At 48.8% G+C, this 14151-nt stretch carries 11 protein-coding genes; 8 read left to right on the top strand and 3 right to left on the bottom strand.

The annotated features are described in order from the left end of the window. Positions 1–13: 13 nt before the first annotated feature. Entirely contained in the window at positions 14–1711 is a 1698-nt protein-coding gene (locus tag GJQ69_RS00350) for a PAS domain-containing sensor histidine kinase (protein WP_086034879.1), read from the top strand. A 37-nt stretch (positions 1712–1748) separates the two neighbouring features. Here the strand turns inward: GJQ69_RS00350 and GJQ69_RS00355 are convergent, their stop codons facing one another. The 3 genes from GJQ69_RS00355 to GJQ69_RS00365 form a co-directional block, all read right to left on the bottom strand. After that, positions 1749–2873: an ABC transporter ATP-binding protein gene (locus GJQ69_RS00355; RefSeq protein WP_174192584.1), complete on the bottom strand. Its 1125-nt coding sequence runs from the start codon at positions 2871–2873 to the stop codon at positions 1749–1751. 451 nt (positions 2874–3324) lie between these two features. Continuing rightward, complete coding sequence (locus GJQ69_RS00360; protein ID WP_086034881.1) at positions 3325–4338, bottom strand: GGGtGRT protein; 1014 nt, start codon at positions 4336–4338, stop codon at positions 3325–3327. A gap of 26 nt (positions 4339–4364) precedes the next feature. Then, on the bottom strand, positions 4365–5057 hold the full coding sequence (locus GJQ69_RS00365) for an iron-sulfur cluster assembly scaffold protein (protein WP_086034882.1): 693 nt from the start codon (positions 5055–5057) through the stop codon (positions 4365–4367). Positions 5058–5547: 490 nt separating this feature from the next. Between GJQ69_RS00365 and GJQ69_RS00370 the strand changes: the two genes are divergently transcribed. The 7 genes from GJQ69_RS00370 to GJQ69_RS00400 all read left to right on the top strand — a co-directional run bounded on the left by GJQ69_RS00370 (position 5548) and on the right by GJQ69_RS00400 (position 13949). Continuing rightward, a complete protein-coding gene (locus tag GJQ69_RS00370; protein ID WP_086034884.1) occupies positions 5548–7017 on the top strand; it encodes a PTS mannitol transporter subunit IIBC in 1470 nt (489 codons plus the stop codon). 98 nt (positions 7018–7115) lie between these two features. Continuing rightward, complete coding sequence (locus GJQ69_RS00375) at positions 7116–9170, top strand: BglG family transcription antiterminator (protein ID WP_174192586.1); 2055 nt, start codon at positions 7116–7118, stop codon at positions 9168–9170. Positions 9171–9174: 4 nt separating this feature from the next. After that, entirely contained in the window at positions 9175–9615 is a 441-nt protein-coding gene (locus GJQ69_RS00380) for a PTS mannitol transporter subunit IIA (protein ID WP_086034886.1), read from the top strand. Positions 9616–9643: 28 nt separating this feature from the next. Continuing rightward, positions 9644–9910 carry an HPr family phosphocarrier protein gene (locus tag GJQ69_RS00385; protein WP_086034887.1) on the top strand — a complete coding sequence of 89 codons (267 nt, stop codon included), beginning with the start codon at positions 9644–9646 and terminating at the stop codon, positions 9908–9910. Between the two features lie 23 nt (positions 9911–9933). Then, positions 9934–11670 (top strand): phosphoenolpyruvate--protein phosphotransferase, encoded by a 1737-nt coding sequence (ptsP, locus tag GJQ69_RS00390; protein WP_086034888.1) that lies wholly within the window; start codon positions 9934–9936, stop codon positions 11668–11670. Positions 11671–11749: 79 nt separating this feature from the next. Then, a complete protein-coding gene (pfkB, locus tag GJQ69_RS00395; protein ID WP_086034889.1) occupies positions 11750–12685 on the top strand; it encodes a 1-phosphofructokinase in 936 nt (311 codons plus the stop codon). A 4-nt stretch (positions 12686–12689) separates the two neighbouring features. Continuing rightward, positions 12690–13949, top strand: coding sequence for a zinc-binding dehydrogenase (locus tag GJQ69_RS00400; RefSeq protein ID WP_086034890.1), 1260 nt, complete (start codon positions 12690–12692; stop codon positions 13947–13949). The last annotated feature ends 202 nt before the right edge of the window (positions 13950–14151 follow it).

The raw sequence follows: 14151 nt of genomic DNA on the forward strand, positions 1-14151 counted from the left end.
CAGGAAGATAGAAATGACAAAAAAACACAGTATTTTCTTTATTGCAGCTTCAGCTTGTTTACTGGTCCTCCTAACGACCCTTTCCTTTTGGATTCGGACGCTTTACCTTGCAGACGCACAGGACAAAGCGGCCCATCTCATGCGGTTTGCAGACAGTTATTTGACAGAAGAACGCAGCAGCGGAAAACCACTGGGACTGAACAAAGAGGCAGCGAAACTGGCAAGCCTGACAGGGAATCGGACGTGCTTCTTTTCGTCCAGCGGCGAAATGCTGGCGGATTCCATTCCAACCGGTCAGGACAAGCCGGCACTTTATTTCCCGCTCAGCCGTATCCGCGGTCCCAAGGAACTGGTGACCAGTTCTGTTTCCAATCAGGACGGCCGCTATGTTGTCAATGAATTTTATCCGATTCAGCTGACCTCCTTCACAACCGCAGTGCTTTGCATGACGGTACCGCTGGATGCTTTGTGGAAAATCCATATCATACAATTCGTGATGATTGGTACGGGGGCGGCTTTTTTTCTGGCATCGCTGATTCTTTGGAAAAACCGGAAGGACACGCAGACAGCACGGGAAAACGAAAAACCTCGGCTGAATCCCAGCGTCCGGAATCATATCGACCAAATGAAGTACTACTACAATGAGCGAATCAATCTGTTGAGCACCGTCTTGACGAATACGGAAAGCGGCATTTTGTTCTTTGACGCAGACGGTTTCGTTCTGTTAATGAATCCCAAAGCACAGCATCTGACCGGGGCGAAAAGCAGCCTCTTTTTCCCAAAACACCGCGCAAGTTCTGACTGGGTTTCACCGGTTTTTTCCCATGTGCAGGCAATGGCACGGGAAAGCATGCAGCAGAAAAAGCCCCAAAAAGAGGACTTGCCGACAGCCGACGGCCGTATCTTTTTTATTCGTACAACGGTTGTGTACAGCAAATATGTTCCCTACACATTTTCCGGCATTCAGGTCTTTATTACAGATGTAACAGAGAAGCGGCGCATGGAGCGCATTCGAGACGAGTTCGTTTCCAACGTTTCTCATGAACTGCGCACGCCGCTTACTTTAATCTGCGGGTTTACGGAAACGCTGCAGAACCGGCAGGACCTTGACGATGAAGACTGTCAGCATGCACTTGAAATTATCGGTATTGAATCCAACCGCCTAAGGCACATGATTTCTCAGCTGCTCGATTTATCTCATATGGAAAGCCGGATTGATGCCGGTCATCTGTCCCCCGTGGACCCTATTGAGGCAGTGGAGCCGCTTTGCGCTTCCTTTATTGTGCTGGCGGAAAAGAAAAACATTACCTTTTCGAGTTCTTTGCCGCATTTGGGCCGGAAAATCTTTGGGGATAAAACATCGCTGGCACAGATTGTTACCAATCTGTGCGAAAACGCTATTAAATACACCCAGGACGGTGGAAAAGTGACTTTGTCTGCGCAGGCAAACGACAGAGACTTTATCTTTCAAGTAAAGGACAACGGCATTGGTATGGATCAGTCCGAAATACCGCATGTTTTTGAGCGCTTTTACCGTGTGGAGAAATCCCGCAATACGAAACGGGGCGGCTCCGGACTGGGGCTGGCTATTACCAAAGAACTTGTAGATGAGCTTGGCGGCAGGATATCGGTGTATTCCAAGCTCAATGAGGGAAGTACCTTCACGGTTCGTTTCCCTGTCACAGAAGAAAAGGCACAGCCCGAGGAATGAAAATTTCCTCTTAGGCTGTGCCTTTCCTTTTATCAAGTTAAACAACTTCAATGCGGCCAAGCGCAATCCGGTCTCCAGTTTCGGCGTCAAATAGGGGGAAAACGTCCTCGTTCTTAAAATCAACGGTGCAGGTCTGCCCGATGTGATAGTCCATTCGGCCGAATTGTACGCAGTTCAGCTTTACCTTGCCAATGGTTACGCAGATAATGGTTTCCATGCCGGATGGCAGTGTGGAATAGATTTTTCCTGCAAGCGGTCCGTGCGCCAGCAGGCAAATGTCTTCCGGACGAATGCCGATAACCAGCTTTTGTCCATTCATGATGGCGGCCCCGCCGCTGACGGGTGTAAAGAGAAGCTGCATTTCGTCCCGTGACAGTGCAATTTCGTCCAGATTAACATTGTCACCGGTAAAAGAAATCAGGTTGTTGGACGGGCTTCCGACAAAGTTGGCAGCAAACAAATTAGCAGGTTCGCTGTAAATTTCAGAGGGTGTGCCATACTGTTGAAGAATACCGTCTTTCAGCAGCGCAATTCGAGAGGACAAAGTCATGGCTTCCAGCTGGTCATGCGTCACATAAACAATAGTGGTCTTGGCTTTGGCATGCAGGTTTTTAAGGTCCATCCGCATTTCCATGCGCAGCTTGGCGTCCAGATTGGAGAGTGGCTCGTCCATGAGCAGAATTTTCGGGTCGGCCGCGAGTGTTCGTGCAATGGCAACACGCTGCTGCTGACCACCGGAAAGTTCGGCGGGATACCGATTTTCATAGCCTTCCAGCTGCATCATTTTCAAAAGTTCGGTCACTCGTTCCCGAATGCGGCTGGGTTTCCACTTCCTGTTTTCCAGGCCAAAGGAGATGTTTTTGTATACGGTCATCTGTGGCCATAGGGCGTAGTTCTGAAAAATAAAACCGATGCCGCGTTTTTCCGGAGGAATATTGATTCCCTCCTCTGAGGAAAAGACGGTTTTTCCGTCTATCAGAATGGTACCGCTTGTTGGTTGCTCCAAACCGGCTATCATTCGCAATGTGGTTGTCTTTCCGCAGCCAGACGGACCAAGAAGCGTGACAAACGAATTTTTCTCAATTGCAAGGTCAAGATGACTGACCGCTGTATTGGTACGGCTGTATTTTTTGACAAGGTCCCGCAGGATAATGTTCGGCATGTCATTCCCTCCTCCAAACTGCAATCCTCTGCCTTTATTTTAACTCGAATCCGGCTGCTTTTCCAGACTGTTTCGGAAAAGAAGGCGATTTGTGACCAGCATTTCCCTTTCTGGTATCATATAATGGAATATGTTTTTCTTACCGCGCAAAATATCATTATTTATTATACAAAAACGTATAAACAATAAAAATGAACTTGTTTGGTGAATAATAGAATTGTGCATAGTCGAAATGTGGCAGAGAGCCCGCTATTGGAGAAAATGTACAGGGCACGGTAACTGCACGGAGCGCAAAAGTACCTGCGAAATTTGTGGCAGGTGCTTCAGACAAACAGAGACAAAACCTTTAGAGAAAAGCGAGATGGTCAAATACCACCATGCGCAAAAAAACAGACATCCGACTTTCCTTTTCAGGGAAGCTGGCTGTCTGTTTTTAATTACGTCAGAAAGCTTAATTTTTCTTGCAGGCTTCGTAAACAGCAACTGCGCAGGCGACGGTTGCGCCGACCATCGGGTTGTTGCCCATACCGATAAGGCCCATCATTTCAACGTGGGCCGGAACGGAGGAGGAACCGGCAAACTGTGCATCACTGTGCATACGGCCCATGGAGTCGGTCAGGCCGTAAGAAGCAGGGCCTGCGCCCATGTTGTCCGGGTGCAGGGTACGGCCTGTGCCGCCGCCGGAAGCAACGGAAAAGTACGGGCGCTTGTTCTCAATGCACCACTTTTTGTAGGTGCCTGCCACCAGGTGCTGGAAGCGGACCGGGTTGGTGGAGTTGCCGGTAATGGAAACGTCGACGCCCTCTTCCCGCATAATAGCGACACCTTCCTGAACATCGTTTGCGCCGTAGCACTTAATTTGTGCGCGCTCACCTTCCGAGAAAGGAATGGTCTTGACGATATTCAGCTTCTCACTGTAGAAGTCATAATCTGTCTGTACATAAGTAAAGCCGTTAATACGGGAAATGATATAGGCGGCATCTTTGCCGAGGCCGTTCAGAATGACACGCAGTGGCTCTTTGCGGGCACGGTTGGCAGTGCGGGCGATACCGATTGCGCCTTCAGCGGCAGCGAAGCTTTCGTGGCCGGCGAGGAACGCGAAACACTTGGTTTCATCGTGCAGCAGGCGGGCGCCGAGGTTGCCGTGGCCCAAACCGACTTTACGGTGTTCGGCAACGGAACCGGGAACGCAGAATGCCTGCAGACCGACACCGATTTTTTCGCTTGCTTCCGAAGCGGAAGAAACACCGGTTTTCAGTGCCAGTGCGGTGCCCAGTGTATAGGCCCATACGGCGTTATCAAAAGCGATAGGCTGTACGCCCTTTACGATTTTTTCAACGTCAACGCCCTTGGAAAGGCACAGGTCACGTGCTTCCTCCAGGCTGCCGAGGTCGTATTTTTTCAAGAATGCCTCAATTTTCGGCATTCTTCTTTCTTTCCCTTCAAACATGACATCATTTGCCATTGTGTTGAATCCTCCTTTTCTGTTCCTTATTCTTCGCGGGGGTCAATGTACTTGGCGGCACCGTCGAAGCGGCCGTACTGACCAACGTTCTTTTTAAAGGCTTCATCCGGGGATACACCGTGGCGGATGTCATCCATCATCTTGCCGAGCTTTATAAACTGGTATCCAATGACTTCGTCATTGTCGTCCAGAGCCATTTTCAGCACATAGCCCTCTGTCATTTCCATATAACGGACGCCTTTGGCTTCGGTGCTGTACATGGTACCGACCATGCTGCGCAGGCCCTTGCCCAGGTCCTCCATGCCGGCACCGATAGGCAGGCCGCCCTCGGAGAAAGCAGTCTGGCTGCGGCCATAGACAATCTGCTTAAACAGTTCACGCATGGCAACGTTGATAGCGTCGCACACGAGGTCGGTGTTCAGGCACTCCAAAATGGTCTTTCCGGGCAGGATTTCTGCTGCCATAGCAGCGGAGTGTGTCATGCCGGAGCAGCCGATGGTTTCGACCAGTGCTTCCTTTACCACGCCGTCCTTTATGTTCAGCGTCAGCTTACAGGCACCCTGCTGCGGGGCACACCAGCCAACACCGTGTGTCAGGCCGGAAATATCTTTAATATCATATGCCTTTACCCATTTGCCCTCTTCAGGGATGGGAGCCGGGCCGTGTTTGGGGCCTTTCGTGACTGTGCACATTTTTTCCACTTCAGCGGAATAGTTCATAGCGGTACTCCTTTCGATTTCAAGTCCTTGGTTTGCAGAACAACAAAGCACCCGCACAGGGTGCGGATACAAAAACCAATGATGCCTATATTATAGGCCATTTTCTGCGGACACGCAACAGAACTCATGAAAAAAGGAAACGGGCAAAACGGCCAAAAAACGCAGGAATATCGGCGCAAGGAGAGAATTGGTTGGACCGTTCCTGCCAAAAAAGAGCCTCCTTCCACTGTTTCACCGGAAGGACAGCTTTTTTGCACAGTTATCTGCACATTTCTTTGCAGAAACTTCGCATAAGTGGCAAATTCACCGAAAGAATGGATAGCATGATGAACAGATTTTTATATATATTTTATTTGAAATTGTCATTTTGTCATAACATAAGTCTGACAGCCTTAAAGCATTCCCTCTTGCGGGTGTACCCGGGGAATGTTATATTGGAAGCAGGAGTTGTTGCTATTCACAAAAAAGAAAGAGAATAGGAGGAGTTTTCATGGTAGATGCAAAAAACATTGAAAACGCTCCCCAAAAGAAAAAGGGAGCAAGGGCAGGGGTTCAGAAGTTTGGTGAATTCCTTGCCGGAATGGTGATGCCGAACATCGGCGCGTTTATCGCATGGGGCCTTATAACGGCCCTGTTCATTCCAACTGGGTGGATTCCCAACGCAACGCTCAACAAGCTGCAGGCGCCAATGATTACATATTTGCTGCCGCTGCTGATTGGGTACACGGGCGGCCATATCGTGTATGGCAAGCGTGGCGCTGTGGTGGGTGCCATTGCGACCATGGGTGTCATTGTTGGTTCTTCGGTGACCATGTTCCTTGGCGCTATGATTATTGGTCCGTTCAGTGCGTTTGTTGTAAAACAGTTCGACCGGCTGACAGAAGGAAAAGTTAAGGCAGGATTTGAAATGCTGGTTAATACCTTTTCTGCCGGCATTATCGGCGGCGCGATTGCAATTCTCGGGTTCCTTGCGATTGGACCGGTGGTTAGTGCGCTGACGATTGCCCTCGGCAACGGCGCTATGTGGATTACCAAGGCCAAAATTTTGCCGCTCATTGCAACAGTGGTGGAACCTGGCAAAATTTTATTTCTCAATAATGCCATTAATCACGGAATCTTTGACCCGGTTGGCATTTCACAGGTGAAACAGTTTGGCAAGTCTATCTTCTTCCTGCTGGAGTCTGACCCTGGTCCTGGACTGGGTGTACTGCTTGCTTATTGGATTTTCGGTAAAGGTAAGGTCAAAAGTTCTGCCCCTGGTGCCGTTATCATTGAGTTCCTCGGCGGCATCCATGAGATTTATTTCCCCTATGTACTTATGAACCCGCTGCTTCTGCTCTCCGTTATTTTCGGGGGCATGTCGGCTGACTTTGTGTTTGTCATTACCGGAGCAGGTCTGGTCGCTTCTCCGTCCCCCGGAAGCATCATTGCAGAAATTGCAATGTGCCCGAAAGGAGGCATTCTGCCGGTGCTGGCAGGAATCCTGACAGGTACGGTTGTTTCGCTGCTGATTTCCATACCGATTGTTAAGCGCGCTAGTGCCAAAGACGCGGATAATGCAGCTTTTGATGATGCGCGGAAGAAAATGAATGTAATGAAGGCAGAAGGAAAAGATACGGAAACAATGGATACACAGGCAGCGGTGGAGCCGGCTGCTGTTGGCGAAATTCCCAGCGTCATTGTTTTTGCCTGCGATGCTGGAATGGGCTCTTCTGCTATGGGAGAAACCATTCTCCGCAAAAAGCTGCAGGGGGCTGGAATTGACATTACGGTACACCATGCGCCTGTCAGTGAAATCCCACAGGATGCACAGGTGGTGTTTACACAGGTGAGCTTAGCGGACCGCGCGCGTCAGGTCGTCCCGCATGCCGAGATACGAACTGTGGACAACTTCTTGGATAGTGCGCCATATGACGCCTATATTGCTTCCCTAAAGAAAGCAATCGCACAGCAGAAATAAGCAAGGGAAAGATGAGGGGGACGGCATACAGAAAGGAATGCTGCCTCCTTTCCTCTGCTTATAGAAAAATAGCAGTCAACCGGAAAAGAGGTGGAAAAATGAAAGAGCTCTCAGCCCGGCAGAAGCTGATGCTTCGGCTGCTAATGGAACCAAATGGTATGGAGATTGGTGCACTGGCCCGGAGAATGGAAATCAGCGAGCGTACTGTATTCCGCGAAATGTCAGCTATCAATGATGTTTTGGAGGAAAAGATGGTTCGCATTGCAGTAAGCAGGTCTGTTTTAAAAGTGGAGGCTGGACCGAAGCAGAGGAAAGAATTAGCGCAGATGCTGCAGGATATTCCACGGCGTATGCTTTTAACACCGCGGCAGAGAATGCTGTTTATCTCGGCACAGCTGCTTCTGACAGATGAGGCGTATAAATCAGCTTTTTTCAGTTATCAGCTGCATATTACGGCGGGTACGGTCAGCCTGTATATGAATCGCATTGCCCAGTGGATGAAACAGAAAGGATTAACGCTTAACCGAGAATGCCGGTGCGGATTGAAAGTGGAAGGTACGGAATGGAACAAGCGCAACACACTGGTGACACTTATTTATGAGTATAAGCCGGTCAATAAGATTTTAGCCCATATTTACGGTGTTGACAGTGACCCAGTTCAGCAATTTTTCTTTCATGCTTTGTTTGGCACAGCTGTTATACAAATATCGCGGGATATTCTAAATCTGGTTTCACAGGAGCAGACGGACGATATTTTATACCTAACTTCCTTACTGCATACGATGATTTCCGTGAAAAGTATGGCGGACGGCCGGCCTATTTCTTTGCCGCGGAAACTGACACAAAGATTCCTGTCGAACGGCGGTGAATCTTTTGATTGGCAAGTACGAGCAATCCTACAGCAAAGGGAAATCCCAGCCTCAGCGGATGAGATTGTTTATATTGCGCTTCATCTGCCAGGGAAATGTCTTTCTAATAATGAAGAGGAGATTCTGCAGGGCTATGACGTAAAAGCGGATAATCTTGCGAAAGAAGTTCTGTATGAAGTAGGAAAAAATTTAGGCGTGGATACAGAAATTAGTGGTCGGCTGCGAAGAGGTTTGTCACATGACATTACACTGGCTGTTTATCGCGCGAACATGGGAATACAAGTAAAAAATGAACTGCTGCCGCAGGTGATGCAGCACTATGGGCGCCTTTATCAGGCAGTCAGCAGAGCGTGCAAATTGGTATTTTTAAAATATAATTTGTGCTTTCCAGCTGATGAAGTCGGTTTTCTGACGATGGAAATCGGCAACGCACTGGAAACGCGGGCTTATTTGGAAAAGAATCTCTCCATTTTGATTATTTGTCCAAACGGTTTGTTTGCTTCCCACATTCTTTATGACAAGGTAAAAGGAATCGTCCGTGCCAGTGACAAAATCGAAGTGGCATCGTTGAAAGAATGGTCAGAAAGCACACAACACTATGACTTGGTCTTATCAACCGTTGAAATAGAGCCACGCGAGGGACAAAACATTTTGGTTGTTTCACAGTTCCTAAATAATCAGGATATTACGCGTATTCATACATGTGTAGACCGCATTCGCAGCCAAACGGATTATTCACTTCAGAAAAGGCCTGCCGCTGACAATCAACCGATAGAAACAGCGGAAGAAAAGAAACTGATTTTCGAGATGGTCGACTCCCTGCAGCTGGAGAAAATACCCAAAGAACCATTTGAGCAGATGGTCGACCGTATTGCTGCCGAGCTTTTTCGGCAGCACAGAATTGCAGACCCAAAAGAAATCACCCATTTGATTTTGCAGAGAGAAAAGACCGGCAGTATTGTTGTACCACAGACAAAGGTGTCCCTGCTGCATGTCCGTTCAGACTTAGTTCACTCCCCATTTGTTGGTGTATACCGCATTGCGGAGGGAGAAATATGTATGCGGGGTGTCGGATTCGTATGGGAACCGGTAAATACGTTTTTGGTTATGTTGGCACGGTCCAGCGAAACAGCATCTGTACTTGAAAAAATGGGGCGCATGAGTGTGGCGCTGATTGAAGATAAAACCTTTCCCAAAATGCTGCGCACGGGCACATTGGGGGAACTGAAGACAAAACTGTGCTGTATTTTGACGCAGCCAGCGGACACTGAAAGGAGCGAATAAGGTTATGGCAGCAGAGGTTTTGCAGCTGAGGAATATTGTAATCGGACAAAAAACGGAAAGCAAACAGCGGGCAATCGAGCGCGTTGGACAAATGCTGGTAGACAGCGGCTATGTTACTCCCAGATATATTGGGGGCATGAAGAAACGGGAAGAGGAGTTTACAACCTATATTGGCGGAGGAATTGCGATTCCGCATGGTGTCAATGAATATAAGAAAGAGATTCTTTCCACAGGCCTTGCTGTGGTACAGTACCCGCAAGGCGTGATATTCGGCAAGGATAAAATTGCTTATCTGGTCATTGGTATCGCCGGAAAAGGTGATGAACACTTGGACTTGTTGACAAAAATCGCACTGACTGTGCAGGACACCAAAAATATTGAGTGCCTGCGCTGTGCGAAAACACCGCAGGAAATTCTGGATATTATCAACGAGGGCAGTAAGTAAACAGAAAAGAAAGGAAGGCACTGCGATTATGATACAAAAGACATTTACACTGCACAGCCAGTACGGGTTTCATCTGCGTCCGGCACAAGTAATGGTGGAGACGATGACACCGTTTGCTTCAGATATCCATATTCAGACAGGAAATGATTCCGAAGCGGATGCTAAAAGTCTGCTGGGCCTGATGAGTTTGGGATTGGCAGACAGACAGAGCGTGCAAGTGGAAATCAGCGGAAGCGATGAAGCGGAGGCCATGTCTGCAATGGAGCAGCTGTTCCAGACAAATTTCGGCGAATAAACCATCGGCGAGGTGTGAGAAGAATGAAAGAAAAAATCTATCACGGAATCGGTGTTTCTGAGGGAATCCGTGTTGGAAAGGCGCTGGTGTATGGCAGCAGGGTCCTGCCCCATGCGGACCGGACCATTACAGCGGAAGAAGTACCGGCGGAACTGGAACGCCTGCAAAACGCTGTTGAACAGGCGAAAAAAGAAGTGGACCGGCTTATTGTCTGCGCTTCATCTCAGCTGAAAGGAACTGAAGCGGAGGTCATTCGGGGACAAAAAACCTTTTTGTCGGACCCGGCTTTCTGCCCGGCGATGAAAAAACTGGTGAAAGAGAAACAATACGCACCAGAAAAAGCCGTCCGAGCCGTCACGGAACAGTATGCTTCTTTATTTGCAAATATGGACAACGCGTATATGCGGGAACGTGCCGCAGATGTACGGGACGCTGGCCGGCGTCTGCTGCGGTACCTTACGGGCAGTGAAACAGTGCATTTAAAACATCTGACCGAGCCGGTTATCCTGGTCGCAGACGACCTCTCGCCGTCCGACACCATTCAGTTTGACCGCAGCTGTATCCTTGCATTTGCCACACAGAAAGGGGGAAAAACCTCCCACACCTCTATTTTTGCGAAGTCGCTGGGCATTCCAGCCATAGTTGGAATCCCAAATTTACTGGAGCAGATAAAAACCGGAGATACGGTGATTCTAGATGGACAGCAAGGAACTTTTACGTTGTCACCGACCCCACAAACTACTGAGGTCTATTCCGCAAGAATAAAAAGAGAGGAGGAGAGAAAAGAGCGGTATATGCAGGCATCCAGACAGAATGCACACACCTTGGACGGAAAGCGCATAGTTGCCGCAGCCAATATCGGTTCGGCCGCGGATGCGCAGAATTCACTTGCAATGGGTGCAGAAGGCGCAGGCTTGTTCCGTACAGAACAGATGTATTTGTCCCGCAGTTCTGCCCCGACAGAGGAAGAACAGTTTGCCGTTTATAAGAAGGTAGCAAAAATTTATGGCCACCGGCGCGTGATTGTGCGTACACTGGATATCGGTGGCGATAAAGAAGTAGATTATTTGGGAATTGCCAAGGAAAGCAATCCGTTTCTTGGTTGCCGCGCCATTCGCTACTGTTTAAGGAACGAGCATGTTTTTCTTACACAGTTGCGGGCCATTTTAAGGGCTTCTGTTTATGGCAGCATTGCGGTTATGTTCCCTATGATTTCCGGCCTGCAGGAACTACGGCGGGCAAAGGATATGCTGCAAAAAGCAAAAGAACAGCTGAAGGCATTGCACCTGCCATTTGATGAGTCCATTCCAGTTGGAATTATGGTAGAAGTTCCTGCCGCGGCTATTATGTCGGATATTCTTGCAAAAGAAGTTGACTTTTTCAGTATCGGTACAAACGATTTGGTGCAGTATACATTGGCAGTGGACCGTGGAAACGAGACCATATCCTATTTATATGATTATTTTGACCCGGCAGTTATTCGTCTGATACAGCATACTTCACAGGCTGCGCACACAGCCGGCATTCCACTGGGTATGTGTGGTGCCATGGCGGGAGACCCGCTGGCAGTACCGTTACTAGTGGGGCTGGGACTGAATGAATTGAGTATGCCGGCCGGGTCGCTTCCACAGGTAAAGTATTTGATGGGCCGGCTGTCAGCAGGCAGCTGCCGCCGCTTGACTGAGCAGGTGATGTCCTGCCGCACCGCACAGCAGGTACGACTGGTCCTGCAGGACTATCAGAATAAAAACAAAGAATGATTCTGTTGGTCTTTTATAAAAGAAGAAAAAATAATGAAAAACAGACATCTGGTGTCTTTTAAATGGAGGCTGCTTGCACATGCTGTATACTGTAACCGTTAATCCGGCTTTGGACAAGACCGTGGAAATTCCGAATTTCTCCGTGGGGGAAGTAAACCGCATTCAGACCATGCGTGCTGATGTCGGCGGCAAGGGAATTAATGTTTCCAAATGTATTGCTGTGTTGGGCGGTGATACCACCGCATTGGCATTGCTGGGTGGCAGCGTGGGGAAAGGGATGCTTGCTTTCCTGCAGCAGCAGCCCCATATAGAGCCGCTGTCAATAGAAACTGCCGGACAAACGCGCACAAACCTGAAAATTATCGACTCGGTGCGCGGTGTGAATACCGATATTAACGAACCGGGACCAGCGGTTTCCGGCAGAGAATTTGCGGATTTGCAGAATCTGCTGCTGGAACGTCTGCAGCCGGGGGATATAGTTGTTTTGGCCGGCAGCCTGCCGACAGAGGCGCCCGTTTCCCTTTATCGGGACTGGGCGGTGCGCTGCAAACAGGAAGGCGCGCAGGTTTTTCTGGATGCAGACGGTGAACCACTGAAACTGGGAGTGGAAGCAAAACCAGACCTTATCAAGCCAAACAAAGAAGAACTGGAGGCACTGGTGGGGACACATCTGCTGGGTGAAAAGGATATTCTGCGTGCGGCACGAATGCTGATGAAACATGGTGTCGGCCGTGTTGTGGTTTCACTGGGCAGCGACGGTGCACTGTTCTGTTCATCGGAAAGCACGCTGCGGGCTTCTGCCCTGCAGGTGCCGGTAAAGAGCACAGTTGGCGCCGGCGATTCTATGGTTGCGGCACTGGCCTATGGTTCCATGCAGAGAATGAGCTGGGAAGAACAGGCGAAGCTGTCGGTAGCCTTCAGTGCGGCCAGCGTTATGTGTGACGGCACGCAGGCTCCGGAACTGAAAACAGTCAAGAAATTATATAAAAAAGTTGTCATTACGGAGGTAGCATAATACAATGAAAACAAGAGCAGTGCGTTTGTACGGCGCAAATGATCTTCGTACAGAAGAATTTGACCTTCCAGATATTAAAGACGATGAAATCCTTGTGAAAGTTGTTTCTGACAGCATTTGCATGTCTACTTATAAATGCGCGATTCTGGGAAAGGCACATAAGCGTGTGCCGCAGAATGTGGATACACACCCGACAATTATGGGACATGAATTTGCCGGTGATATTGTCAAGGTCGGCAAAAAACATCAGAATGAATTCCAGCCGGGTATGAAATTCGCACAGCAGCCGGCTTTAAACTATAAAGGCACCATGTGGAGCCCGGGATATTCTTATGAATTTTTTGGCGGCGACTGCACATATTGCATCATTCCGCCGGAGGTGATGGAGCTGGGCTGCCTGATTCCGTATACCGGCCGTGCTTATTATGAAGCTTCTTTGGCGGAGCCGATGTCGTGCTGCATTGGCGCTATGCACGCTTGCTTCCATACAGAAATGGGCAGCTATATACACAGTATGGGAACAAAGGAGAATGGCACCATGGCACTGCTGGCGGCGGCTGGACCAATGGGTATGGGCGCTGTTGATTATGCACTGCACAGTGGCCGCAACCCCCGTTTGTTGGTGGTTGCTGATATCAGCAAAGAACGTCTGGAGCGCGCATCAAGAATGTTTTCTGCGGAGGATGCTGCGAAAATCGGAACGGAAATTCATTTTGTAAATATTGCCGGAGAAGATAATCCAGCGGCTCTGCTGCGGAAGTATGCACCGGATGGATATGACGATGTGTTTGCCTTTGCGCCGGTCACTTCTGTGTGTGAGCTGGCCTCTGCAGTGCTGGGCCGCGATGGCTGCCTTAATTTCTTTGCAGGTCCGACAGATAAAAAGTTTTCGGCAAAACTCAACTACTATGATGTCCACTATAATTCGGCCCATGTTATTGGTACAACCGGCGGAAATATGAGCGATTTAAAGGAATCCCTGCGCCTGTCCTCTGCTGGGCAGACCAATCCTGCCGTGATGGTTACTCATGTTGGAGGTTTGAATGTTGCAGCGGAAACAACATTGAACCTGCCGAAAATCCCGGGTGGAAAAAAGCTGATTTATACGCATTTGAATATGCCGTTGACTGCTATTTCAGATTTCCCGAAGATTGGAGAAAAAGACCCACGCTTTGCCGCACTGGCAGAGATTACCGAGGCACATAATGGTCTTTGGTGCCCAGAAGCGGAAGAATATCTGCTGAAAAATTGCAAACAGGACTGATTCTGAAAAGGGAAAATCTGCAGCAGAGCGAACAATACCATATTTTAATGCCGAATCCGGAGAAAGACTCTTATTTATCCCAGGATTCCCATAAACTATATTTATCGGAAACACATGCATTGATATTGAGAGTGGACTAACTGCCGGACAGAAAATACATTTTCAAAATTATCAAGTTTTCGCCAGTCAGTTCACTGCCGTT

Origin of the sequence: Caproicibacterium lactatifermentans (assembly GCF_013315815.1) — a bacterium.
Classification (GTDB): domain Bacteria; phylum Bacillota; class Clostridia; order Oscillospirales; family Acutalibacteraceae; genus Caproicibacterium; species Caproicibacterium lactatifermentans.

What these genes read in the sequence shown, in the direction of transcription:
- GJQ69_RS00355 (WP_174192584.1), bottom strand. Translation starts at nt 2,873, where the DNA reads ATGCCGAACATTATCCTGCGGGACCTTGTCAAAAAATACAGCCGTACC.
- GJQ69_RS00380 (WP_086034886.1), top strand. Translation starts at nt 9,175, where the DNA reads ATGGCAGCAGAGGTTTTGCAGCTGAGGAATATTGTAATCGGACAAAAA.
- GJQ69_RS00350 (WP_086034879.1), top strand. Translation starts at nt 14, where the DNA reads ATGACAAAAAAACACAGTATTTTCTTTATTGCAGCTTCAGCTTGTTTA.
- GJQ69_RS00375 (WP_174192586.1), top strand. Translation starts at nt 7,116, where the DNA reads ATGAAAGAGCTCTCAGCCCGGCAGAAGCTGATGCTTCGGCTGCTAATG.
- GJQ69_RS00370 (WP_086034884.1), top strand. Translation starts at nt 5,548, where the DNA reads ATGGTAGATGCAAAAAACATTGAAAACGCTCCCCAAAAGAAAAAGGGA.
- GJQ69_RS00400 (WP_086034890.1), top strand. Translation starts at nt 12,690, where the DNA reads ATGAAAACAAGAGCAGTGCGTTTGTACGGCGCAAATGATCTTCGTACA.
- GJQ69_RS00385 (WP_086034887.1), top strand. Translation starts at nt 9,644, where the DNA reads ATGATACAAAAGACATTTACACTGCACAGCCAGTACGGGTTTCATCTG.
- GJQ69_RS00365 (WP_086034882.1), bottom strand. Translation starts at nt 5,057, where the DNA reads ATGAACTATTCCGCTGAAGTGGAAAAAATGTGCACAGTCACGAAAGGC.
- pfkB (WP_086034889.1), top strand. Translation starts at nt 11,750, where the DNA reads ATGCTGTATACTGTAACCGTTAATCCGGCTTTGGACAAGACCGTGGAA.
- GJQ69_RS00360 (WP_086034881.1), bottom strand. Translation starts at nt 4,338, where the DNA reads ATGGCAAATGATGTCATGTTTGAAGGGAAAGAAAGAAGAATGCCGAAA.
- ptsP (WP_086034888.1), top strand. Translation starts at nt 9,934, where the DNA reads ATGAAAGAAAAAATCTATCACGGAATCGGTGTTTCTGAGGGAATCCGT.